This window comes from Rhizobium sp. R693 (assembly GCF_002211315.1).
Classification (GTDB): Bacteria; Pseudomonadota; Alphaproteobacteria; order Rhizobiales; family Rhizobiaceae; genus Rhizobium.
In genome coordinates, this window is sequence record NZ_LOKY01000046.1 from 203,515 (window position 1) to 227,250 (window position 23,736).

A 23,736-nucleotide genomic window follows, 5' to 3' on the forward strand; every position below is an offset into this window, starting at 1 on the left:
ATCATTCCTCCCTAGGCGCGAAGCGCATCGTCGCCCGGCCGCAGCTGCAGATCGTAGAGCGCCTTGTAGCGTGCACCCTGAGCCAGCAATTGCGCGTGTGTGCCACGTTCGACGATTTCGCCGTTCTCGACGAACAGGATCTGGTCGGCATGCATCAGCGAGCTCAAGCGGTGTGCAACGATGATCGTCACGCGATCGGCCGCATATTTGCGCATCGCCGCGCGGATGCGCTGTTCGGTCGCCGCATCGATCGCCGCCGTCGAATCATCAAAGACCATGACGGCGGGTTTCAGCATCAGCGCACGGGCGATCGACAGACGCTGGCGCTGCCCTCCAGACAGCGACACGCCGCGTTCGCCCACCACCGTGCCGTAGCCGGTTGGCAGACCAAGCACGTAGTTGTGCAATTGGGCACTTTCGCTCGCGCGCTCGATGCGGCTTTCCTTTGCCCAAGGGTCTCCGTAAGCGATGTTGTTTTCGATCGAGGTGGTGAACAGGAAGGAATCCTGCTGGACAACGGCCACCGCCCGGCGAAGCGACTGCAGCGTCGTCTTGCGGATATCCTGGCCATCAATGGTGATCTTGCCCTTGGTGACGTCGTAAAAACGCGGGATCAGATGGGCAAGCGTCGACTTGCCGCTGCCCGGGGGCCCGACAATGCCGATCGTCTCGCCGCATTTGGCCTCGAAGGAGACATTGCGCAGCACCTCATGCATCGGCGAGCTCGGATAGGAAAAGCTTACATTTTCGAAGCGAAGCGTGCCGTCGGTCAGCACCAGATCCTTGGCGTCGGGTGCATCACGCACGGCAATTTCCAGGTCGAGCAGGTTGAACAGGCGCGTGCCGCAGGTCGAGGCGCGTGCAAAGGCATTGACCATGAGGCCCAGCTGACGGACCGGCATCTGCAGGATCGTCATGAAGGTCAGAAACGATGCGAGCGTGCCAACGGTCATTTGGCCGGACATCACCTTGCCGCCGCCGATCCACAGCACGAGACCCATGGCTGCGAAGAAGGAGAAGGTCATGGCGCTGGTATTGACGACGCGGATACCGACGCGCTGGTGAGCAAGCGAAAGGGCGTTCTTCGAGGCCGTCTCGAACTTCGTCATCTCGTGCGCCTGCGCGGCAAAGGCCCGCACCACGCGGATACCACCGAGATTTTCCTCCATGATGCGTGTCAGCACCGATAGCCGCTCCTGCAGATCGAGCCAGGTCGCGCGCAGCCGCAATTGCGTGACCGAGGAACGCCAGGCAACGAAGGGCACGAAGCTCAGGGCAAGCAGACCAAGGACAAGGTCGGTGGAAAGCAGCATATAGGCGCCGATACCAATCAGCATGGTCAACAACACCATGCGCACCAGCGCCGTTGAGAAATACATGCGCACGCCCTCTAGATCGAGCAGACCGACAGTAATCAAATCGCCCGAGTGAACGCTGTCATGGAAGCTGAAGGAGAGCCGCTGGATTTTCTCGTAGCAGGCAAGGCGCAGCTCATAGCCAATATGGTGGCCGACGCTCTCGCTGTAGTAGTTCTGGATCATCGTGAAGATGCCACGCAGGACACTCGCACCGAGCAGCATCAGCGCCGTCGTCAGCAGCGCATCCTGCGCGATCTGTCCCGCCTGTCCGCCTTCCATTGCCACCTGCGTATGATCGACAGCCCGGCCGAGCAGGCGAGGGATCATCAGCTGGAACGTGGACGCGACAAGGGTTGCGCCAATGGCGCAACCGGATTGCCAGGGATGACGAAACGCCATGACCGTAATGCGAACGAGCGTAAAGAGGCCTTTGCCCCAGCCTGCCGCGGTCACTTTCGCCATCGAAGCCGACGGCGTCGTCGCACGTGTTAAAGCATCGCTGCCCACGGTAATGTTCCAAGACAGAAGTGTGGTCGGACGCTGGTCCGGAAAGACGGCGAATCCATGAAAGGATTGATTAGCGCCCTTACTTTTGCCGATTCCCTTCGGCCCTTCAAGTCAAGAATTCACCAATTGGTTATTTTATCGTGAGCCTGGCGAATATAGGAAGCGGCGTCGATACGGCGGCCTTCTCGATCGAAAGATCCAAGCAATTTCCATGGGTTATCCTCAACAGACTGCAGGGACTGGAACAAAAGGCTTGCCTAAATCGTCTTTTGGAGCTTTGATACACGACCAGTTTGATAGACTAATCAGCGGTTCAAAACCGCGTGAACCAGCAAGACGCGCGACCAATCTTTGCCGCGTTGAAACCAATCGAGACACGATGCGACAGGTCGCAGGGGAGTTGAGATGACGGTTCAAGGCCTGTTTTCCTCGAAGTCAGCTGCGGCGGCACAGATCTCCGCCACGCCGCGTTTTGCCATCGTCGGACGCGGCTTTTCCGGGATGATGACGGCGATCGCGCTGATGAAGACGGTGCGTAGGCCTTTTCATCTGCAGTTATTCGACCCCAATTCTTCGGTGAGTGGTGGGCAGGCGCTCTCGTCGGCACGTGCCTCGACGATCCTGAACACGCGCGTACGCGATCTTTCTGTTTCCGCTGGCGATACGGACGACTTCAACGATTGGCTCTGTAGCAACGCGGAATTCCGCGCCGCCGTACCTGCGGCAATCCCGGGGTTCCGCCAGATCTTCGTGCCCAAGGAGATTTTCAGCGACTACGTCTACCAACGGTTTTCCGAGGCCCTGTCCTCTCGCAAGGACATTACCGTCCAGGTTTGCGCCGAACCGGTTGCTGCGATCCGAAGAAGCCACGGCAACAGGTTTTTGCTTGAGAGCACCAATCCAGCCAATCCCCTCTTCGACACGGTCATTCTTGCCACCGGCTATGGCCTGCCGGAAGAAGAGGAGCCAGAGCAGGATCCGTCTCCCGTCAGAAGCCAGCGTCTGATTGCGCGCCCCCACACGGTGCTCCTCGGCAGCGGCATCAGGGTCGTCGATCAGCTCTTCCAATTGCGCGATGCCGGCTATGCGGGTCAGGTCACCATTCTTTCGAAGCACGGCTTCCTGCCGCAGAGCCACACACCGAACGCCGCTGATCCGGTTTTTCCAGCGGACGCTCTGCCGTCAAGTCTACCCGACATCCTGCGCTTCATCCGCACTGCCTGCTTTCAGGCAGAGGAGGAGGGCCGAAGCTGGCAATCGGTCATGAACGGATTGCGCAAACACGCCCGGTCTTTGTGGCGTGCGCTGCCAGCCCGTCAAAAACGCCAGTTCAACCGCCATCTTCGGGCCATCTACGACAGTCACCGAAACCGACTGCCGGAGGCCATCTATGCGCGCCTTCAGAGCGAATTGACCGGCGGCAATACGGTTCTTCGCCGTGGCATCGCGGGGCGACAAGGCTTAGGCGGTCTTTTTTTCCGACCAGCCGGCTCGCAGTCGGACGAGATCGTGCACGCCGAGCGTATCCTGGATTGCCGCTGCCGCGGGCCACAATTGACGTCACCTCTCCTTGCCAGCCTGCTCAGCGCAGGACTGGCGCTGCCGGATGAACTATCCCTCGGCCTCGCCGTCAATCAGCGCGGCCAGCCTTGCCTGGATGATGGCTCCGTGGTTGAGGGCCTGTTTGCCGTCGGCCCGCTCGGCCTTGGCAGCCTGCCTGACATCGACCTTGTTCCCGAAATCGTCAGCCAGGCTTACGCTGTGGGGGATCATATCGCCCAGCGTTTTTATCCCCGGAGCAGGGCGATCTGATCAGGCCCGACGGGCCCGCATTTCTCCGTGAACGACGACGGCAAGCAGTCCCGCAGCCATGATCGCCAGCGCGAACCAGGTAATCGCGTAAACCAGATGGTTGTTGGGGAAGGCGATCTGCGTCAGCCCGCCGACCGGAAGGCCGCCCGGATTGGGCGTCGCGTCAGCGTCGACAAAGTAGGGGGCGACATCGCCGACATGACGGCGATCGGCGATCGCGGCCACATCGCGTGAATACCAGCGATCATTGGCCGGATCGTTGGATTTCATCAGGGTGCCCTTCGGCTCCGTGATCCGCAGCAGTCCGGCGATTTTCACCGGCGTTGCAATCTGCCCTTCGCTGCGTGTCGCCGGATCGCGCCGGTCTGTCGGCACGAAACCGCGGTTGATCAGGATTGAGGTTCCATCGGCCAGCTTGAGAGGCGTGATCACCCAATAGCCGGCACCGAGCGTCGTCGACGCATAGATCAGCGTTTCCTTGTCGTTTTGCAGGATGCCTTCGGCTGTCACATGACGATACTCGTCAGCGCCGCGAGTGACCTGCCCCCATTCGGCGCGTGCCGGAGCAGGAACCGGATCGGCATGCACGCGCTGATCAACGCGGGCAATCAGATCCTCCTTCCACGACAGCCGTTCGACCTGCCAGACACCGAGCGAAACCAGGGCGGCAATCAGCACCGCCATGAGGCCGCAGAATATGGTGAGCCTGGCGGCACCGTTTTGTCTTCGCGCATTTTTGGAGGGAACGTCGGCCATTGCCAAGTACCTTGGCGGGCGGCGTGACCGCCGCCCGCTCCTGCCTTTACGGCATAGCCTTCATCATGTCCGGGCTCATCGGCATCATGTTGGTATTCAGATGATGCATGACCCAGAGGGAGCCGGCGAGCGCAATGGCGACGAGCAGTAGCGTGAAGATCAGCGCCATCATCGTCCAGCCGCCTTCCGAGCGCGGGTTCATATGAAGGAAGAAGATCATATGAACGACGATCTGCACGGCAGCGAGCCCCATGACCCAGACGGCCGTTATCGACGGATTTTCGAACACGCCGGCCATGACCAGCCAGAACGGGATCGCCGTCAGGATAACCGACAGCACGAAGCCGATCATATAACTCTTGAAGGTGCCGTGGGCCGCCTCGTGTCCGTGGCTGTGGCCGTGATGGGCTTCGTGAGCGTCTTCGGTTGCGGGTGCGTTGGAGGTCATCCGAGAACTCCCATAAGGTAGACGAAGGAGAAGACGCCGATCCACACGACGTCGAGGAAGTGCCAGAACATCGACAGGCACATCAGGCGGCGGCGATTTTCCGGGATCAGACCGCGCAGCTGTACCTGCACCATCAAGGTTATCAGCCAGACAATGCCGAAGGTGACATGCAGACCGTGCGTGCCGACCAACGTGAAGAAGCCGGACAGGAAGGCGCTGCGGGTCGGACCCGCGCCCTCGTGGACCATGTGCCCGAACTCATAGAGTTCAATCCCAAGGAAGGCCAGACCGAAGAGGCCGGTAATGGCAAGCCAGAAGAGCGTCGCACTCTTCTCCTTCCGCTCCATCTGCAGCATCGCAAAGCCGTAGGTGATGGACGACAGAAGCAGCATCGACGTGTTAATCGCCACCAGCGGCAGATCGAAGAGATCGGCCGGCGAGGGACCAGCCGCGTAGTTGCGGCCGAGAACGGCGTAGGTGGCAAAGAGCACTGCGAAGATGAGGCAGTCGCTCATCAGGTAGAGCCAGAAGCCCAGCATCGTGCTGCCTTCCGGATGGTGCTCCTCGGTCAGGTAGAATTCAGGCTTATTGGCCTTGTCGATCATAGTATCGCTCATGGTCTTACACCTGCTCGGCAAGCAGCGCCGTGCGCTTGCCTTCGGTTTCCGTGACTTGCTCGGCTGGGATGTAGAAGTCGCGTTTGTAGTTGAAGGTATGGCCGATCGCGACCGCAATCATGGCGAAGAACGACAGGAAGGCGAGCCACCACATGTACCAGATGAGCCCGAAAGCCAGCCCGATGCTGAGTGCGCCGAGGATCACACCGGTCCCGGTGTTCTTCGGCATGTGGATCGGCTTGAAGCCTTCCAGCGGGCGAGCATAGCCGCGCGCTTTCATGTCGTACCAGGAATCATGGTCGTGGACGACGGGCGTGAAGGCGAAGTTGTAGTCCGGCGGCGGCGAGGAAGTCGACCATTCCAGCGTACGCCCATCCCACGGATCGCCAGTCGTGTCGCGCAGCTCTTCGCGCTTGAAGTAGCTGACGACCAGCTGGATGATGAAGGAGGCAATGCCGATCGCGATCAGGACAGCGCCAAAGGCGGCGATGATGAACCAGATCTGCAAGGACGGATCCTCGAACTGCGACACACGGCGGGTCACGCCCATCAGGCCGAGCACGTAGAGCGGCATGAAGGCGAAGTAGAAGCCAATCAACCAGAACCAGAAGGACATCTTGCCCCAGAAAGGATCGAGCTTGTAGCCGAATGCCTTCGGAAACCAGTAGGTGACTCCAGCCATCAGGCCGAACACGACGCCGCCGATGATGACGTTGTGGAAGTGGGCGATCAGGAAGAGCGAGTTATGCAGCACGAAGTCTGCGGGCGGAACAGCCAGCAGGACGCCGGTCATGCCACCAATCACGAATGTCACCATGAAGCCGATCGTCCACAGCATCGGTACTTCGTAGCGGATGCGTCCCCGGTACATCGTAAACAGCCAGTTGAACATCTTTGCTCCCGTTGGGATCGAGATGATCATCGTGGTGATGCCAAAGAAGGAGTTGACGCTGGCGCCCGAACCCATCGTGAAGAAGTGGTGCAGCCAGACGAGGTAGGACAGGATCATGATTACACAGGTGGCGTAGACCATCGAGGCGTAACCGAAGAGGCGCTTGCCGCAGAAGGTGGCAACGACCTCCGAGAAGATGCCAAACGCCGGCAGCACAAGGATGTAGACCTCCGGGTGGCCCCAGATCCAGATGAGGTTGACATACATCATCGGATTGCCGCCGAGGTCGTTGGTGAAGAAGTTCGTTCCCGCATAGCGGTCGAGCGACAGCAGCGCCAGGGTCGCAGTCAGAATCGGGAAGGTCGCAACGATCAGGATATTGGTGCAGAGCGCCGTCCAGGTGAAGACCGGCATCTTCATGAAGCTCATGCCGGGTGCACGCATCTTCACGATGGTCGCAATCAGATTGATCCCTGACAGGGTCGTGCCGACACCGGCGACCTGCAAGCCCCAGATGTAGTAGTCGACGCCGACGCCCGGACTATAGTCGGATCCCGACAGCGGCGGATAGGCAAGCCAGCCGGTTTGGGCGAATTCGCCGACAAAAAGCGAGATCATGACGATGATCGCACCTGCGGTCGTCATCCAGAACGAGAAGTTGTTCAGGAACGGGAAGGAAACGTCGCGTGCGCCGATCTGTAGCGGCACCACAAGATTCATCAGGCCGGTAACAAACGGCATCGCCATGAAGAAGATCATGATGACGCCATGGGCGGTGAAGACCTGGTCGTAGTGATGCGGCGGCAGGTAACCGGCCGATCCATTGAAGGCAAGCGCCTGCTGCAAGCGCATCATGATGGCATCTGAGAAGCCGCGCAGCAGCATGATCAGCGCCAGGATGACGTACATGATGCCGATCTTCTTGTGATCGACGCTCGTCAGCCATTCACGCCAGAGATAGCCCCAGAGCTTGAAGTAGGTAACAACACCCAGAAGCGCGATGCCGCCAAGGGCTACGACGGCGAAGGTCACGACCAGGATCGGCTCGTGATAGGGGATCGATTCTAGGGTCAACCGACCGAAGATGAACTTCAGGAGGTCAGGATTGGAAAACATGGATTAACCCGTTCATTGATGTCGTATCGACGCAAAGCGCCAGGTCTTAGTTGCTGTTGGATTGCGCAGGCGTCGTCTCGCCGCCGCTTTTGCTGTCCATGCCAGGCATCGCGTGACCGTCATGTTGCATTCCCGGCATGTCTTGCATGTCGTTGGTATTCTCAGTGCCGCTCGTGGCGTCTGACGGCTTGACTTCGTTGGCATCATGGCTTTCGCCTGAAACAGCCCCATGTTCGCCACTGGTTTGATCGGCATGACGGTCGTCATAGCGCAGCTTCTCGCGATTTTCGGCGCTTTCCTTGCCGCCGCCGCCCATCTTGTCGATGTGCATCATCTCGTTCATGCACATCTTGCCGGGCGCCGCGCACATGTTGAGGATTGCATTGAAGAGATCCTTGTCGACCGACGAGAAGTAACGCACCGGCTCCCTCTCACTCGGACGCTCTAGCTTCAGATAGGTGTCCCGGTTCAAGGCGGTGCCCTTTTCCCTTACCTGCGCCACCCACTGATCGAAGCCCTTTTGGTCTACGCCATGGAACTTGAAGCGCATGTGCGAGAAGCCCGCACCGCTGTAGTTGGCCGAAAAGCCGTCGAAGACGCCTTCCTCGTTGATGACGGCATGCAGCCTGGTCTCCATGCCGGGCATTGCATAGATCTGGCCGGCGAGCGCGGGAATATAGAACGAGTTCATTACCGACGAGGAGGTAATCCTGAAACTGATCGGAATGTCGACCGGCGCCGCCATTTCATTGACGGTCGCAATGCCGAGTTCGGGATAGAAGAACAGCCATTTCCAGTCGAGTGCGACGACTTCGACAGTCAGCGATTTGGTATCGGCCGGAATGGCACGCTCAGCGTCAATCCGATCGAGAGGACGAAAGGGGTCGAGCTTGTGCGTGCTGATCCAGGTGATCGCCCCGAGCGCGATGATGATCGCCAGCGGCGCTGACCAGATGACCACCTCGAGACGTGTTGAATGATGCCATTCCGGATCATAGGTGGCGGCCGTGTTGGAACGGCGATAACGCCAGGCAAACAGCAGTGTCAGAAAGATCACCGGTACGATGATCAGCAGCATCAAAACCGTCGACACGATAATCAGGTCGCGTTGCTGCATGGCGATATCGCCCGAAGGCGACATGACCACCAAATTGCATCCTGCCAGCGCCAAAAGCAGTGGCAGAACGAGGAGATGGCGGGAAAACTTTGGCAGTTTTTGCACGTCTCTATGCTCTTCTTGTTTCGTCCAAACCGCGACTAAAGCACTGTACCGGATAGCAACATGAGGTGTTTGGTCGCAGCGCAGCAGAAATGCCGCACTGCGGGATAAGGCACATGGCGCAGGATGTCAAAATCCTGAAAGCAATTCGAAGGATTTTCGCGCGCCACCCTTTTTGAGGGGCTAATATATCCGCGAAGGCCGATGATGCCAGCCTTTTGCGGCCCGATTTCGCGGCGTGAACTCCGATTTTTCGTCCACATCCAATTTTCGTGGCGGAGGATGAACTATTTACGTCGATCGGACTTGATAAGCTCAGTGGTTTGATCAAGATCGCTGGTGAGGCGCTTTGCCACAGAGTGCCTCAACGAGGGAGGCATTTGAATGGCGACTACTACACACTACGGACCATCGTCGACATCGATGGAACAGGATGCAAGGCGGATTCATGCCGACAAGCCGGTGTCACCTGGCAGCATCGCGATCGGCGTCGTTATCGGGCGCATGTCCGAATTCTTCGATTTCTTCGTCTACGGCCTGGCATCCGTGCTGGTTTTCCCTCAGCTTGTCTTTCCGTTCGCGCCCGACCGCCTGACGGCAACGCTCTATTCCTTTGCGATCTTTTCGCTCGCATTTCTGGCGCGCCCGGTCGGATCTGTCGTGTTCATGACCATCGACCGCATCTACGGCCGCGGCGCCAAGCTGACGATCGCACTGTTCCTGCTCGGCGGCTCCACGGCGTCAATCGCGTTCCTGCCCGGCTATGACGAGATCGGCGCCTGGTCGATCGCGTTGCTGGCCCTGTTCCGGCTCGGCCAGGGCTTTGCGCTCGGTGGCGCATGGGATGGCCTGGCCTCGCTGCTTGCACTCAACACGCCGCCAAACCACCGCGGCTGGTACGCGATGATCCCGCAGATCGGCGCCCCCATCGGCTTTGCGCTGGCAAGCGTGCTGTTTGGATATTTCATCGCCAACCTGTCGAATGAGGATTTCCTGAGCTGGGGCTGGCGTTATCCGTTCTTTGTCGCCTTTGCGATCAACGTTGTTGCGCTTTTTGCCCGCTTGCGTCTCGTCATGACACCGGAATTCGGCTCAGCACTGGAACAACATGAGCTGGAGGCAGCACCGATCCGCAGCGTATTGCGCGTTCATGGACGTGATATCCTGCTTGGCGCGTTCGTGCCGCTCGCAACCTTTGCCATGTTCCACCTGGTGACCATCTTCCCGCTTGGCTGGATGTACCTCTACGGAACCCAGCCTGTCGGCGCCTTCATGGTGGTGCAGATCATTGGCGCCATGGTCGGTCTGGTCGCCGTCGTCGTCTCCGGAGTGATCGCAGATCGCATCGGCCGGCGTGCCCACCTTGCCATCTGCGCGGTCCTCATCGCGATCTTCAGCTTCATTGGTCCGATCCTGATGGGCTCGGGCTCTGACGGGCAGGATGCCTTTGTCATCATCGGCTTCGGCGTACTTGGCCTGTCGTTCGGCCAGGCGACCGGCTCGATTTCGTCGCGCTTCGGCAGGGGCTACCGTTACACCGGCGCGGCTTTCACGTCCGACCTTGCCTGGCTCGTCGGCGCCGGCTTTGCGCCGCTCGTCGCGCTCACTCTGTCCAGCCGTTTCGGCCTGCCGTTCGTCGGCTACTATCTGCTGTCTGGCGCGTTGTGTACCCTTGCTGCACTGGCATTCAGCAGGGCACTCGAGCAGCGAGACTGATCGTGCAAACGACAACAAGGCCCGCCTTACGATCACGAGGCGGGCCTTTTTTTGCATTTAGAGAAAGGTGGAAGGTTACATTGCCGCTACCTGCGGCTGCTTGGCCGCACGCGCTGCCGTCAGCTCAGCCGTCGTGTGGTTGAGGCGATCTGCAAGCACACGCATGATCTCAACGGCCATTTCAGGGAAATCGCTCAGCAATTTCAGGAAATGTTCCTTGCTGATGCGCAGAACTTCCAGGGGCGATGTCGCGCGAACTGTCGCGGTACGGGAGACATCGCACAGAATGGCGATCTCACCGACAATTGAGTTGGGCTCCACATCGGCCACCTTGATATCACCGGCGGAGGAGTGGACAAGAATGTCGGCGGTACCGGACAAGACGACATAGGCGGCGTCCCCTGGATCGCCCTGATGGAAGAGGTCCTGACCGATATTGTATGTCATTCGATCGGAAGTGAAGGCCAACAGCTTGAGTTTCGCAGGCGCAATCCTCGCAAAGATCGGCACGCGCCGCAGCATTTCGACTTCGTCTCTCAGTAGCATATGCGTACTACCCCCTGCCGCACTGTACGGTGCGCGGCGCTAGACCGTGGCACCTCTCAAGGGGCGCCATCTTATTGTCCCCCCATAGAGTATTACGATAACAGTTCCTTGAACATACCGTTTTGTTCGGAAAGCTCCGGAAAGTTGCCGGCTTCGGCCAAGGCGCCTCTGTCGAAGAGCAGGATTCGATCAAAGATTTCGGCCAGTTTCGCGTTCGACAACACCCAGATGATGGCCGGCCTTTCGCCCTCCTTGTGCAGTCCTTCGACGATGTTGTGGGTAATCTGATCCTGCACACGCTGGTCAAGGGCCGATAGCGGCCTGTTGAAAACGAAATAGTCCGAGCGCTTGAGAAGCGCGCGAGCAAGGTTCAGCTTCTGCCGCTGCACCATGGTCAGGCGCTTGCCGCCAGAACCGACATCGAATTCGAGGCCGATCGACAAGACGTCGTCGATGAGCTCGAGCGCTTCGAAGAGTTCCCCCATGATCGCCCGAATACGGTCTGAGGCGTCGGCCTGCTGATAGGCAATGCGCCCGAACAGGACATTGTCCATCAAGCTTGCCGAAGAAATGAAATCCTCCGGATCGTAACGCTCGATCACTGCTGCGAGATCGTCCGGTATGTTCTCATGGAACTGCTTGCGGGCGCTGACAATCTTGTCCATCAGCTCGTCAGTCAAGAGACCAAAGCGATGCCGAGGTTCGATATAGGCAAAGCTCAAGCGGATGATGGCCGAGCGCTCCTCGGGGGCTGCGTCATCGAAGCGTCGGCTCTGCAGCTTTTGCAGCAGCGCCTGATAGGTCGGAATGTCATCCGCCGTCATGAAGGTGAGCTGCTGGAAGAACGGATGGTCTGGCGGCAGATCGTGGAAGAGTTCGACCGCGTTTTCCGCAATCTCCAGGCCCATGGCGTAAAGATCGTTGCTGAGGCCGGTCTGCCTGAAGAGCGCCTGAAAATATGGATGCGCCGCCAGCCGACGATTGTTCATCATCGGCCGCCTCATCGAACCGAAGAGCAGGTTTTCACCAACTGTGGCCTGCGGATTGTAGGCGTCGAAATCGAACGGAACGACGATGTTGCCAAGCTCGGACTCCTGCATGCGCTGGCGCAGCGCCGCGCGCAGATCGACGATGTGGTCGGCGAGCGCGACATGCACGCTGGTGTTGACCGTCGATCGCAATGCCAGATCGAGAATATCCTGCGAAATGAGGACCGCATCGAGAACCGGACGGATCGCCGTCAGGATATCCTCGGGGCCAGTTGCGCCGGCGGCCTGGTAATCCACCCAGTCGCTGTTGATATCCATCGTCGGATTGCCGGCCTTGAGTGCCTCCTCGGCGTGCCACTTGGCCTCTTGAGCCTCCTTGCCGTCATATAACGGCTCCCGCAGGGGAGCGTGTTTCAAGCCGTAAAGCAGATTGTCCTGCAACGTTCCGTGGAAGAAATAGGCGTCGGCAGACGCGTAGGAAATGCGCCGGCCGGTAATGGATTCAGGCAGATCAAGAAGGTCCTTGCCATCGATGGTGACACGGCCGGAATCGGGCCATACCAGCCGCCCGAGCGCTTCTGCGAAGGCTTCGGCGCCACTGGAATTCGGGCCTACCACGGCGACCGTTTCGTTCGGCTTGATCTCGACCGAGACGTGATCGACGAGCCGCGCACCGCTATCGTCGCTCACCGTCAGGTTGGTAACCACCAGCGGAGCTGTCAGAGCACCGATCGCCTCTGGAGACAGGTTCTGGATCTTGCCGTCGATCAACGGCTCGACATTGAACTGCTCGTAAACCTGCTGGTATTTGACCTGCACGTCCTGGCGCATCTGGTCCCAGTCGATCAGTTCCTTGAGCGGACCTGGCAGATCCTTGTAGGCGCTGATGACGGCGACGAGCTGGCCGATATCCAGTCGGCCCTGAAGTGCGAGATAGCCGCCGATCGCGTAGAAGAGGAAAGGTGTGACCTGCGCAAGGAAATTGTTGAGGAACTTGACCAGGAACTTCCACTGATAGAGATCATAACGGATCGAGAAAATCAGCCCGAGCCGGGTTGCAATGTCGGCGCGCTCGAAATTCGATGTGTCGTTGCCGTGGATCGTGCCGATGCCATCGACGATTTCACCGACGCGACCGGACAGCTCGCGAGCTGTCAGCTGTCGTTGGCGGCCAAGCTCGAGCAGGCGCTTTCTCATGCGCGGGATCACCACCGCCTGTACGCCGACAATGGCCGCGGCAATCATTCCAAGCCAGAAATTTTGAATGATGATGAAGGCAAGTGCCGTCAGCGCCTGACCGCCGAGCAGGGCAGGCGAAACGAAGGCATCGCCGGTAAAGCCGCCCATCGGTTCGACTTCATCCTTGATCATCGTCGCGATTTCAGCCGACTTGACGCGCTTGAAATGCGCTGGCGGGAACCGCAGGACCCGGTCGATCAACTCGAAGCGGATGCGCCGCAGCATCCGCTCGCCAAGCCGTCCCTTGTAGGTGTTGATGTAAAATTTGAAGAGGCCGTTGAGAACGACCAGCGCAAGGAAGACGAGGCTCAGCCCCATCAGCATCTGCAGCCGGTCGAGCTGAAGCCCCTTGAAGAACTCGACCTCGCCAATAACGGGGAACGTATAGGCGAGGCGCATGAAGGTCTGCGTTGCGCCTTCGCCCTCGAAACCCGAGCCCTGAATCGGTCCGTTGACGATCCGCTTTGGCAAGTCGAAGGACAGAAAGTAGGGGATCATCGAGACTGCAACGACTGTTAGGATCCAGAGCTGCTGCAGCCGCGTGTTCGACCAGATGTAACGCGCGAGGCTTTTTTCCATTGCTAACCGTCAGTTGCCAGGGAAATCTGGGAGCAGGGTACCTGCGGCAAGACAAAGAGGAATGCCGAAAACAGGACCATGCAACCGGACCGCCGGATCTCATAATGAAAACAAGGCGAATCGGCCTGCCGTCGTCATGCCGATTCTCGCCGGGACGTTGTTTATATCACATGACTTTCGCAAAGTGCGAGGGTTTCAGCCAGTCATCGAACGAATGATTGCCGCTGTCTTTTGCGCACCGGCGAGATCCAGCGACACCGGGGCTTCGCGCGGCCTCGCAAGTGCGGTGCGCACGGCGTCGGCAACAATTTCCGGCGTCAGGCCGGCTTCTGGCAGAATGTCTGCAAGCCCGAGGGCCTTCAGCCGCTCCGCACGAACCGTCTGCTCCGTCTCCCCGCCGGCAACAAACGGAATGAGGATCGCCCTGCAGTCAGTCTGCAACAGGTCGCCAACGGTATTGTAACCGGCCTGCGAAATCGAAGCGCGGGCGCCGCGCAGCAGCGAGGGGAAGTCTTTCCGGAAGCGGGCGAGCGTGACATTTCCGGGCCTTGTGTTCGCCAGGCCGATGAAATCAGCCTCCGGAAGGTTCGGTCCACTGATAAGCAGCCACCGCAGCTTCGCCGGCAGCATGGCAGCGGCTGCATTGGCGGCCCTAAGCAGGTCGAGGCCGACGGCGCCGCCGCCTGCAGAGGCTATGATGTCGAAGGTCTCCTCGGGCTGAGCCGCGCGCGCTGCTGCCACCATTCCGGTATAGCGAATTTTGGATGCGATATCTGATGTCAGGGGAAACGTATCTTCCAAGCGAACGAAGTTCGGATCCCCGTGGACGAGAACGCCATCGAAATGCTTTCGAACCAGTGCGACCGTCTCTTCGTCGCGTCCGGGCTTGCGGTTTTGCTGCAGGATATCGCGCACGGAGCTGAAAAGTTTCGGCCTTGGATAAGCTTTCCCGACCGCCTCGAGAAGCGGAAGCAGCTCGAATCGCATCTGCCGGCGGCCAAAGGGAAAGGCTTCAATGACGACGACATCGGGCGCACAATCGCGAAAGGCCGAAAGCAAGAGATCGCGCCGCCGGCTCAAGAACGCCTCGTCCACGGCAACGCCATTGCTGTCGGCAAGTCCCAAGAAACCTGCATTGCTGGCGACGACCGGCGGCAGCGCCACGGTCTTGATGCCGTCTGCGGGAAAGCCCGGCACCGGTAGACCGCCGGTCACAACGGTGACGTCGAACCCGTCGCGGACGAGCGCGCCAGCGATGCGGCTTGCCCGGGCGATATGCCCGATGCCAAGCAAATGCTGAACGTAGAAGAAAACGCGCGGCATTCTCATGAGGCTTTCTGCCATTCCTGTTCAAACAGCCGACCGAGCTGATCGATACTTGCCTGGTGATCGAAATGCTCGCGCACGCGCCGTTCTGCCGCGTCGCCGAGCCGCAACCGCAAGCCGGGATCCCGGATCATTTTCTCAAGTGCCCCCGCGAACGCGACGGGATCTTGCGGTGGCACCACCATCCCGTTCTCACCGTCGACAAGGAGTTCAGGTACGCCCGATACCGAGGTCGAGACGCAAGGCAGGCGCTGACTGGACGCCTCGACCAGGACGTTCGGCAGGCCATCGCGATCGCCGTTGGACGCAATCCGACACGCAAGCGCGAAAACATCGGCGCGACGATAGTGGTCGAGCACGTCTTCCTGAGCAAGAGGGCCCTTCCAGCTGATGCGATCCGTCAGCGCGAGATCTGCGGCAAGGGCCTCCAGCTTCGGTAGTTTGTCGCCGCCGCCGATGTGTTCAAACCGCCAGTTCAGATCGCGCGGCAGGAGAGCGAGTGCCCTCAAAAGCGTTTCGTAGCCCTTCTTCTCCACTGCCCGCCCGACGCTGAGAATGAGCGCGGGGTCGGCCGGATCGCTGCCGTCACGGTGAGAACGCTCACCGCCGAAATGGGCGAAGCGCGCAAGGTCGAGGCCATGATAGCTCAGATGCACCGCTTCCTTGCGCGGTGTCAGTGCAAGCATGTGTTCATAACCGCTTCGTGTGCAGGTCACCGTCCAGCGTGCACTGCCGAGTTTTTCGTGCAGGTCCCAATCGGGCGAAGTCCAGATATCCTTGGCATGGGCAGAGCAGGTCCAGGGGACGCCCGTCAGGATGCTTGCATATTCGGTCACCGATGCAGGCGTGTGGATAAAGTGCGCGTGCAACCATTCACCCCCATCAGGCCACTCACGGCCAAGCACCAGCGCCTGACCTAAGCGTCTGAAGCGGTTACGGGAGACGTCACGCGGCAGGTCCTTCAGGAAGCGTTTCCACAGCGCCTTGATCCCCGGCTTGCGGAAGCTCGCAAGAAAGCCCTTGAGGACGCGAATCGGCTCCTCGTGCAGGTACTCCGGCAGATAGATGACACGGGCCCTGATCTCGTCATGTACCGGATGCCGTTTCTTGTCGGTCGGCCGGCGCATCGAGATCAAGGTCAGATCGAAGCCGGCCTTCTCCAGGCCAAGCAGTTCCTGAGCGATAAAGGTTTCCGAAAGGCGCGGATAGCCTTTCAGCACAACGAGAATCTTACGACGATGCAACAAGGGTCTTGGCCTTCACTCGGCTCCGACGACGGACAGATGACGGCTGCGGCCGTCCAACCAATGACCGACGGTTTGCGAGATATGATCGAGGCCCCGCAGTTGCAAGGTACAGCCACTTTGGGACGGCGGCGCACGATCGGGCAGTCGCTTCAGGGCTTCGGACATTACTGTCGGATTTGCGGACTGATCTGGCAGCAACATGTCAACGAGGCCAAGCTCGCTCGCCCGCTGGGCACGCAGCAATTGCTCTTCACGCGGCTTTACTCGCGGCACGATGAGGGCAGGTTTGTCGAACGACAGAATTTCGCAATAAGTGTTGTAACCACCCATAGCCACGACACCCGTGGCGCCCACAATCAACTCTTCCATGTGATTGTCGAACTCGATCACCTCGATGTAGGGAATGCGGGCCCCCTTGGCGACGAGCTTGGCGCGTTCGGCTGCGGGCATGTACGGGCCGAGGACCACAAGTGCCTTTTGTTGCAGCGTCGCATCATGCTCATAGGCGTTCATGACGTCGTGCACGAGATCGGAGCCATCGCCACCGCCACCGGTCGTGACCAGAATGTAGTTGTCCGATCGCGCGTTGATCGAGGTCTTGCTCGTGGAGACGCTGCGTTGCAGGAAGCCGACGAAATCCATTTTCCGGCGCACGCTTGCCGGAACATCAAGGCCGATCAGCGGATCGTAAAAATCCGGCGGGCCATAGACCCAGACAGAATCGTAGTACTGGTCGATCTTCTGCATGACGCCGTTGCGCTTCCATTCGGCATCAAGCAGGTGGGGCGCGTCCATGATCTCGCGTAGGCCAAGCACGAGGACGGTGCCACGCGCCTTGAGATAAGCCAGCGTGTCCTCGACCTCGCCCTTCAGTCCCATCGGCTCCTTGTCGACGATGAAGATGTCGGGCTGGAAGGTTTCTGCAGTGTGGCGGATACTTGCCTCTCGCATCTTCAGCGTTTCATGCAGATCGATATGGCTCGCCATCGACGTGTATTCGCCGTTGCGAAGCTTGATCACGCTCGGAATTTTCACGAAGTCGACGCGCGCACGATAATCGAACGCGCCGGCGATCGTCGCACCGGAGATGATCAGAATGTTAAGCCCGCGATAGTCCTCGACCAAGGCATGTGCGATCGCGCGACAGCGGCGCAGATGACCGAGGCCGAACGTGTCGTGGCTGTACATGAGGATGCGGGCATCTTCCAGGCGCCGTGCCATGGGCACTCCTTCTGCGCTGTCGTTCACACTAGCACCGCCGGTTTCCGCTGGCCGTCCAGAAGACAGAGCAAAGCTCCGCCGGGGCTGGCCGCTATTTGTAGGGATCTGCCGCATCGCGCAAGCCGTCTCCCAGAAAGTTGAACGCCAAAATTACCAGAACGACAGGTATAATCGGAAAAAGCAACCATGGATAGAACGCGATGACGCTTACGCTCTTGGCCTCCGTCAGCAAAATGCCCCAACTGGTGATCGGCGGACGCAGACCCAGGCCGAGAAAGCTGAGTGCCGTTTCGCCGAGAATCATGCCGGGGATCGAGATTGTGGCCGAAGCGATCAGGTGGGACATGAAGCCGGGCACAAGATGCCGGCCGATAATGCGCGGCGTGCTGGCACCCATTAGCTGGGCGGCCTGGACATAATCCTCCTCGCGCAACGCCAAGAGTTTCGAGCGCACGGCTCGCGCAAGACCTGTCCAATCGATGATCCCGAGGATCACCGTGATTCCGAAATAAATGACAATCGGACTCCACGTCACCGGCATGATCGCCGCCAGCGCCATCCAGAGCGGCAGGCTCGGCAGCGACTGCAGAACTTCGATGAGGCGCTGGACAATCAGGTCGAAGACGCCCCCCCAGTAGCCGGCGAGACCACCGATAACGATGCCGAGGCAGAAGCTGATGGTGATACCGATCAGGCCAATCGTCAGCGAAATGCGCGCGCCATAGAGAATGCGGGAAAGCACATCGCGGCCGAGGCGGTCGGTGCCAAGCAGGAACATCTGTCCGCCGACTGCTGGGCAGACGAGGTGCAGGTCGGAACTGACCAGCCCCCAGAACTTGTAGGGATCCCCGCGGCAGAAAAAGCGGATCGGCTGCACATCGTTTGGCCTGTCGGTGTAGATGCGATGCAGCGTATCGAGGTCAAGCGTCATGCTGCGTCCATAAACGAAGGGACCGATGAACTTGCCGTTGTCGAAGAAGTGGACCCGCTGTGGTGGCGAGTGGATGAAGTCGACATTCTTGGTATGCAGCCCATAGGGCGCAACGAATTCGACGATGATGATCATGAAATAAAGGGCAAGCAGGAAAACCGCGGAGACAAGCGCCAGCCGGTGCTGCTTGAACTTCCACCACATCAACTGCTTCTGCGAGGCAAGGTGGATACGCGATTGCGCAGCTGTCATCCCTTCCGTCGCCATCGGATCGAAGGGTGCGGTCGAAACGTAGTGCGCCATCGGCGCGCCGGGCGGAGGCAAGGGCGACATTTATTTGGTGCTCCTGCCTTGGAGGCGGATACGCGGGTCGAGGAAGCCCAGCGCGATATCGGAGACGAGCACCCCGATCACGTTGAGGAAGGCGAGGAACATCAGGAATGAGCCGGCGAGATACATGTCCTGGCTCTGCAGAGCCTTGATGAGCATCGGACCCGTCGTTTCGAGCGACAGCACGATCGCGACGATTTCGGCGCCCGAGATGATCGAAGGCAGGATCGAGCCGATATCGGCGACAAAAAAGTTAAGGGCCATGCGCAAGGGATATTTCACGAGCGCGCGAAGCGGGTGAAGCCCCTTGGCGCGCGCCGTCACGACATATTGCTTCTGCATCTCGTCGAGCAGATTGGCCCGCAGTCGCCGGATCATGCCAGCCGTTCCCGCCGTGCCGACGATAATGACCGGAATCCACAGATGCGAGAGAATCGACCGGGCCTTTTCCCAGCTCATCGGCTCGTTGAGGAACTTCTGGTCCATCAAATGCCCGATGGAGACGCCGAACCAGATGTTTGCAAAGTACATCAGGATCAAGGCCAGCATGAAGTTCGGGATGGCGATGCCGAGCAGCCCGAGAAAAGTCAGCCCATAATCGCCCCAGCTGTACTGGTGGGTGGCGGAATAGATGCCGATCGGAAACGCGATCAACCACGTCAGCAGGATCGTGGAAAAGGAGACGAGGATCGTCAGCCAGAGGCGATCGCCAACGACTTCCGAGACCGGCAGCTGATATTCGAACGAATAGCCGAAATCTCCATGAAGCATGCCGCCGACCCAGAAGAAGTAGCGGACGATCTCAGGCTTGTCGAAACCGTATTGCTTTCGCAACTCCTCGATTTCCTGAAGATTGGCGCTCTCGCCCTGGGCTCGCAGCTCGGCGATCTGGCTCTCGAAGAAATCGCCTGGCGGGAGCTCGATGATGGTGAAGACCAGCGCCGAGATGATGAACAGGGTCGGCACCATCGCTGCAATGCGCCAAAGGATGTATTTCAGCATCCCTCAAGCCTCCTTGAACCAGAAGGCATCCGGCATGTAGAGGCCGAGATAGGATGTTGGGTCAAAACCATAGAGAGCCTGTTCCGGCACATTCTGCAATTTGGCGGATCTGAGGATCGGCTGCAGCGTGCTGTTGATGAGGCCGATCGAAAAGACCTGTTGCGTGTAGAGCCCAAGCATCTGATGCCAGATGACCTCGCGCTCCTCGAATCTCGTGGTATCGCCCCACTGCTCGAGAAGATCGACCAGCTGCTGCACTTCCTTGAGGTCGGGCGCGCTGCCTTCCTGCCCGGCCGACAGGTGGTACATCCCCCAAAGCGGCCATTGCAGCTGATCGTCGAGGGTTGGGGCAAGCTGGCCGGGAGACATGTCGGCGGTCGCGACACCGTTCTCTATGCCGTACCAGATCGACATCATGATCGTGCCACTCATGGCGCGGCTGCGGAACACGTCACGCTGCGAGGTGCGGGTGTAGAGCGCAAGACCGACTTCAAGCCAATGATCCCGCACCAGTTCCAAAACGTCGGTGTCGAGGTTGCTCTCGCCGGCGGTTTCCACTGTGATTTCGGCACGCCGACCGTCCGGCAACAGACGAATGCCGTCGGCGCCCCGGCCCGTCAAACCGAGCTCGTCGAGGAGCTTGTTTGCCTGATTTGGATCATGGGCAGTGAAGGCCTCCGCATATTCGGGCCTGAAGAGGGGACTATCGGGTAAAACGGTATCAGCGCTTGCCTTGCCAAGGCCATAGAAGGCCACCATGTTGATTTCGTGCCGATCGATCGCCATCGACAACGCGCGACGGAACCGGACCTCGCGAAAGAGGTTGCGCCAGACCTCATCGGCGCAATTGAGGTTTGGCAGCAGCGCAACACGCGATCCGCGTACCTGCTTCCACAGGTTGACCTTCACCGGAAACCGCTTTTCTGCGTCCTTCAGGAACGTGTAGTCGCTAAAGTCAACGCCAGTTGCCTGCAGATCGCTTTCACCCGCACCCGCCTTGGCGGCAATGATCGAGGACGAGCTGACGTTGAGGATGAACTGGTCGATATAGGGGAGCTGCACCCCGTTCTCGTCGACGCGATGGAAAAACGGGTTGCGGACGAATACGAATTGTTCGGCCGGCAGCGGCGTGGTGTTGCGCCACGGATCGAGCGTCGGCAGATCCGGGTTTTCGGGGCGCGAGGCGCGCGACATCTTGATGTGCAAGTCCGCCCACTTCTTGACGCGGTTTTCCTTCATCAGCGCCGAAAGACGGAAATCGTCCTGGTATTTCTTGTGGAACTGCTTGAGGTAGTGTCCTGGTCCGAAGATCACAAGCGGTAGCGGACCGGCGAGCGCCGGCATGAACATCGGATTGGGCCGCTCCCAGGTATAGCGAACCGTCAAAGCGTCGACGACTTCGAATTTCGGCAGACTGCCATGCGGTCTGAGCTCGAGCGCCCCGCCACCTGGCGTCAGTTCCTTGTTGAGGATCACATCTTCCCACCAGTAACGGAAGTCGTCGACCGTGAAGGGCGCGCCGTCGGACCAGCGGTGTCCCTCGCGCAGTTGGAAGGTGAAGACCGTGTCGTCCTTGGATTCGAAACCAAGCAGAATATCCGGTTGGAACATCAGGTGCTTGTCATAACCGACCAGGCGCGAATAGCCATAGACGGTCATGTAGCGAATGTCCTTCTGGCTGCCGATGATCGTGCGCACCGTGCCGCCATAGACGCCGGGCTGCCGCCCCGCCTCCTTCATGTTGACGATCCGTGGATGGGTCGGCAGGCGATCCACCATGGCGGGAATACGCCCCGCGCGTAGCCAATCCCTGAGGAATTCGGGCTCGATGTCGCGATCCGCCGCCTTGGCGAGAGCAGGCAGCACCGCCGAGCCAACAAGACCACCGAGAAACGTGCGTCGCGTTACCATGAGCGAAGCTCCTTTGCGTCCGCACCCTTGCGGGCCCGCACGAAGTGGCCGTTGCCGAGATCTGCATAGGCCAGTTCGGAAGCGTCATCATGCTCCGCCGTAAAGGTGATACCCCAATTCTGCTTGTCTGCGGCGCCATTCCTTCTCAGCGCCTCGAAATCGAGGGGCCGGTTAAGGTCGGGGAAGGGGACCGCCGCCAACAGCGATTTCGTGTAGGGATGCACGGGATCACGTAGAATGATCTCGCGTGGCGCGATCTCGACGATGCGCCCCTTGCACATGACGGCGATGCGGTCGGCCATGTAGTCGACGACCGCCAGATTGTGCGAAATGAAAAGATAGGTGAGCCCTAGATCCTTCTGCAGGTCCTTGAGCAGGTTGAGAATCTGAGCCTGAACGGAAACGTCGAGCGCCGACACCGGCTCGTCGAGAATGATGAGCTTCGGCCCAAGTGCCAAAGCCCGCGCGATGCCGATGCGCTGACGTTGGCCACCCGAAAAACTGTGCGGATAACGGTTCAGATAGCGTCGGTCGAGACCAATGGCGCCCATCAGCGCCTCCACGCGCTGTTTACGCTCCGCGCCGTCCCCGCGGTCGTGAATCTCCAGAGGCTCGCTGAGGATGTTGCGCACCGTCATGCGCGGTGACAGCGAGGAAACCGGATCCTGGAAGACCATTTGTATCTTGGTGCGCAATTCCTGCAGATCGTCACCCGAAACGCACAAGACGTCGATGACATCCTTGCCGTCGTTGAAGATCACAGAGCCGCCGTCCGGGGTTACGGCACGCATCAATATCTTGCTGACGGTCGTCTTGCCACATCCGGATTCACCGACAAGCCCAAGACACTCGCCGCGCCGGATATCGAAACTGACATCATCGACGGCGTGAACCAGCGCGGCCTCGCGGGTTCCAAACAGTCCGCGGTTGCGGGTCTTGAACGTCTTCGACAGGTTGTTGACGGAAAGCAGGATCTCCGGCCCCTCCGCCTTCACCTTCTTCTTACCAATCAGGGATTCCAGGTTGACAGGCACGTCGCGCAGCGCCTTGAGGCGCTCGCCAGGCTTCATGTCGAAGTGCGGGACTGCCGCCATCAGGGCCTTGAGATATGGATGCTGAGGGTTGCGGAAGATCGACTCGACCGGCCCCGCCTCCATGATCTCGCCGTGATAAATCACCACGACCTCGTCCGCCATGTTGGCGACGACGCCGAGATCATGTGTGATCAACAGCATCGCCATTCCGAGCTTGTGCTGGAGATCGCGCAGCAGTTCGAGGATCTGCGCCTGGATTGTCACGTCGAGCGCAGTTGTCGGCTCGTCGGCGATCAAGAGCGCCGGATTGCAGATCAGTGCCATCGCGATCATCGCGCGCTGGCGCATGCCGCCCGACAGCTCGAACGGGTACATATCGAACGTGCGCTTCGGATTGGCAAAGCCGACGAGACCCAGCATCTCCTCGGTCTTCTCGCGCGCTTTTTTCTTGTCGGCGTCGGTGTGGATAAGGAGCGCTTCGGCGATCTGATTGCCGACCGTGTGGATCGGCGACAGCGAGGTCATCGGCTCCTGAAAAATCGTCGCCATGCGGCGGCCACGCAGGTCACGCATTTCCTCGCTGTCGCGCGAGTAATGCAGAATGTCCGTCGTCTTGCCGTCCAGGGGGTCGGTAAAAAGAATACGCCCCTTTGCCGCGGCCGGATTCGGGAGGATACCCATGATGCTCTGGCTAATCACGGATTTACCTGAGCCGGATTCTCCGACGAGCGCAGTGACCTTGCCCGGCAAAATACGGATGTTCGCGTTCTTTACGACGCGCAGGCGATCGCCGAAAACCGAGAAGGAAACGTCGAGGTTCTCGATGCGCAACAGATCCGAGGCGGACGCCATACCAATGAAATTCCCCAGTTTTTCTATGTTCCCGTTAAGGCACACTATCGTACCGCAATCGGGGTGTCCAGTTGATGACGGACACGGA

General features: G+C 59.4%; 17 protein-coding genes. 2 read left to right on the plus strand and 15 right to left on the minus strand.

Annotation, left to right across the window (positions count from 1 at the left end; genetic code table 11):
- Window positions 1-11 precede the first annotated feature (11 nt).
- Complete coding sequence (locus ATY79_RS25565) at window positions 12-1,820, minus strand: ABC transporter ATP-binding protein (protein WP_088705420.1); 1,809 nt, start codon at window positions 1,818-1,820, stop codon at window positions 12-14.
- Between the two features lie 450 nt (window positions 1,821-2,270).
- On the opposite strand from ATY79_RS25565, the gene ATY79_RS25570 reads away from it, so the two are divergent.
- Window positions 2,271-3,677 carry an FAD/NAD(P)-binding protein gene (locus ATY79_RS25570; RefSeq protein WP_088705291.1) on the plus strand — a complete coding sequence of 469 codons (1,407 nt, stop codon included), beginning with the start codon at window positions 2,271-2,273 and terminating at the stop codon, window positions 3,675-3,677.
- On the opposite strand, the gene ATY79_RS25575 is transcribed toward ATY79_RS25570, so the two are convergent.
- Genes ATY79_RS25575 through cyoA form a run of 5 tightly spaced genes read right to left on the minus strand, consistent with a single transcriptional unit; the run spans window position 3,678 to window position 8,728 of the window.
- Window positions 3,678-4,433, minus strand: a complete 756-nt coding sequence (locus ATY79_RS25575) for an SURF1 family protein (protein ID WP_088705421.1) — start codon at window positions 4,431-4,433, stop codon at window positions 3,678-3,680. It lies immediately after the preceding gene.
- Between the two features lie 46 nt (window positions 4,434-4,479).
- Window positions 4,480-4,881 carry a cytochrome o ubiquinol oxidase subunit IV gene (cyoD, locus tag ATY79_RS25580; protein ID WP_088705292.1) on the minus strand — a complete coding sequence of 134 codons (402 nt, stop codon included), beginning with the start codon at window positions 4,879-4,881 and terminating at the stop codon, window positions 4,480-4,482.
- Window positions 4,878-5,498, minus strand: coding sequence for a cytochrome o ubiquinol oxidase subunit III (cyoC, locus tag ATY79_RS25585; RefSeq protein WP_088705293.1), 621 nt, complete (start codon window positions 5,496-5,498; stop codon window positions 4,878-4,880). Before cyoC ends, cyoD begins: the two co-directional genes overlap by 4 nt.
- A gap of 4 nt (window positions 5,499-5,502) precedes the next feature.
- On the minus strand, window positions 5,503-7,506 hold the full coding sequence (gene cyoB / locus ATY79_RS25590; RefSeq protein WP_088705294.1) for a cytochrome o ubiquinol oxidase subunit I: 2,004 nt from the start codon (window positions 7,504-7,506) through the stop codon (window positions 5,503-5,505).
- A gap of 46 nt (window positions 7,507-7,552) precedes the next feature.
- Window positions 7,553-8,728, minus strand: a complete 1,176-nt coding sequence (cyoA, locus tag ATY79_RS25595; protein WP_088705295.1) for a ubiquinol oxidase subunit II — start codon at window positions 8,726-8,728, stop codon at window positions 7,553-7,555.
- 381 nt (window positions 8,729-9,109) lie between these two features.
- Between cyoA and ATY79_RS25605 the strand changes: the two genes are divergently transcribed.
- Window positions 9,110-10,441: an MFS transporter gene (locus tag ATY79_RS25605; RefSeq protein WP_088705297.1), complete on the plus strand. Its 1,332-nt coding sequence runs from the start codon at window positions 9,110-9,112 to the stop codon at window positions 10,439-10,441.
- 75 nt (window positions 10,442-10,516) lie between these two features.
- On the opposite strand, the gene ATY79_RS25610 is transcribed toward ATY79_RS25605, so the two are convergent.
- From ATY79_RS25610 to ATY79_RS25650, 9 genes are all read right to left on the minus strand, one after another.
- On the minus strand, window positions 10,517-10,987 hold the full coding sequence (locus tag ATY79_RS25610) for a Crp/Fnr family transcriptional regulator (RefSeq protein ID WP_088705298.1): 471 nt from the start codon (window positions 10,985-10,987) through the stop codon (window positions 10,517-10,519).
- Window positions 10,988-11,079: 92 nt separating this feature from the next.
- Window positions 11,080-13,794 carry an ABC transporter ATP-binding protein gene (locus tag ATY79_RS25615; RefSeq protein ID WP_088705299.1) on the minus strand — a complete coding sequence of 905 codons (2,715 nt, stop codon included), beginning with the start codon at window positions 13,792-13,794 and terminating at the stop codon, window positions 11,080-11,082.
- A gap of 195 nt (window positions 13,795-13,989) precedes the next feature.
- The gene (locus tag ATY79_RS25620; protein WP_088705300.1) at window positions 13,990-15,138 is read right to left on the minus strand and encodes a glycosyltransferase; all 1,149 of its coding nucleotides are present in this window, start codon (window positions 15,136-15,138) and stop codon (window positions 13,990-13,992) included.
- Window positions 15,120-16,367 (minus strand): glycosyltransferase, encoded by a 1,248-nt coding sequence (locus ATY79_RS25625; protein ID WP_088705301.1) that lies wholly within the window; start codon window positions 16,365-16,367, stop codon window positions 15,120-15,122. The genes ATY79_RS25620 and ATY79_RS25625 overlap by 19 nt, the downstream gene beginning before the upstream one ends.
- Window positions 16,368-16,379: 12 nt before the next feature.
- A complete protein-coding gene (locus ATY79_RS25630) occupies window positions 16,380-17,588 on the minus strand; it encodes a glycosyltransferase family protein (protein ID WP_088705302.1) in 1,209 nt (402 codons plus the stop codon).
- A gap of 91 nt (window positions 17,589-17,679) precedes the next feature.
- A complete protein-coding gene (locus ATY79_RS25635) occupies window positions 17,680-18,852 on the minus strand; it encodes an ABC transporter permease (RefSeq protein ID WP_088705303.1) in 1,173 nt (390 codons plus the stop codon).
- The gene (locus tag ATY79_RS25640) at window positions 18,853-19,851 is read right to left on the minus strand and encodes an ABC transporter permease (protein ID WP_088693997.1); all 999 of its coding nucleotides are present in this window, start codon (window positions 19,849-19,851) and stop codon (window positions 18,853-18,855) included.
- A gap of 3 nt (window positions 19,852-19,854) precedes the next feature.
- Window positions 19,855-21,762 carry an ABC transporter substrate-binding protein gene (locus ATY79_RS25645; RefSeq protein WP_088705304.1) on the minus strand — a complete coding sequence of 636 codons (1,908 nt, stop codon included), beginning with the start codon at window positions 21,760-21,762 and terminating at the stop codon, window positions 19,855-19,857.
- Window positions 21,756-23,648: an ABC transporter ATP-binding protein gene (locus ATY79_RS25650; RefSeq protein ID WP_088705305.1), complete on the minus strand. Its 1,893-nt coding sequence runs from the start codon at window positions 23,646-23,648 to the stop codon at window positions 21,756-21,758. Before ATY79_RS25650 ends, ATY79_RS25645 begins: the two co-directional genes overlap by 7 nt.
- Window positions 23,649-23,736: the final 88 nt, after the last annotated feature.

Excerpts from the sequence above, each read along its gene's own strand:
- ATY79_RS25630 (WP_088705302.1), bottom strand. The coding sequence starts at position 17,588 with ATGGCACGGCGCCTGGAAGATGCCCGCATCCTCATGTACAGCCACGAC.
- cyoB (WP_088705294.1), bottom strand. The coding sequence starts at position 7,506 with ATGTTTTCCAATCCTGACCTCCTGAAGTTCATCTTCGGTCGGTTGACC.
- ATY79_RS25615 (WP_088705299.1), bottom strand. The coding sequence starts at position 13,794 with ATGGAAAAAAGCCTCGCGCGTTACATCTGGTCGAACACGCGGCTGCAG.
- ATY79_RS25650 (WP_088705305.1), bottom strand. The coding sequence starts at position 23,648 with ATGGCGTCCGCCTCGGATCTGTTGCGCATCGAGAACCTCGACGTTTCC.
- ATY79_RS25620 (WP_088705300.1), bottom strand. The coding sequence starts at position 15,138 with ATGGCAGAAAGCCTCATGAGAATGCCGCGCGTTTTCTTCTACGTTCAG.
- ATY79_RS25575 (WP_088705421.1), bottom strand. The coding sequence starts at position 4,433 with ATGGCCGACGTTCCCTCCAAAAATGCGCGAAGACAAAACGGTGCCGCC.
- ATY79_RS25565 (WP_088705420.1), bottom strand. The coding sequence starts at position 1,820 with ATGGCGAAAGTGACCGCGGCAGGCTGGGGCAAAGGCCTCTTTACGCTC.
- ATY79_RS25635 (WP_088705303.1), bottom strand. The coding sequence starts at position 18,852 with ATGTCGCCCTTGCCTCCGCCCGGCGCGCCGATGGCGCACTACGTTTCG.
- ATY79_RS25570 (WP_088705291.1), top strand. The coding sequence starts at position 2,271 with ATGACGGTTCAAGGCCTGTTTTCCTCGAAGTCAGCTGCGGCGGCACAG.
- ATY79_RS25605 (WP_088705297.1), top strand. The coding sequence starts at position 9,110 with ATGGCGACTACTACACACTACGGACCATCGTCGACATCGATGGAACAG.
- cyoD (WP_088705292.1), bottom strand. The coding sequence starts at position 4,881 with ATGACCTCCAACGCACCCGCAACCGAAGACGCTCACGAAGCCCATCAC.
- ATY79_RS25640 (WP_088693997.1), bottom strand. The coding sequence starts at position 19,851 with ATGCTGAAATACATCCTTTGGCGCATTGCAGCGATGGTGCCGACCCTG.
- cyoC (WP_088705293.1), bottom strand. The coding sequence starts at position 5,498 with ATGAGCGATACTATGATCGACAAGGCCAATAAGCCTGAATTCTACCTG.
- ATY79_RS25645 (WP_088705304.1), bottom strand. The coding sequence starts at position 21,762 with ATGGTAACGCGACGCACGTTTCTCGGTGGTCTTGTTGGCTCGGCGGTG.
- ATY79_RS25610 (WP_088705298.1), bottom strand. The coding sequence starts at position 10,987 with ATGCTACTGAGAGACGAAGTCGAAATGCTGCGGCGCGTGCCGATCTTT.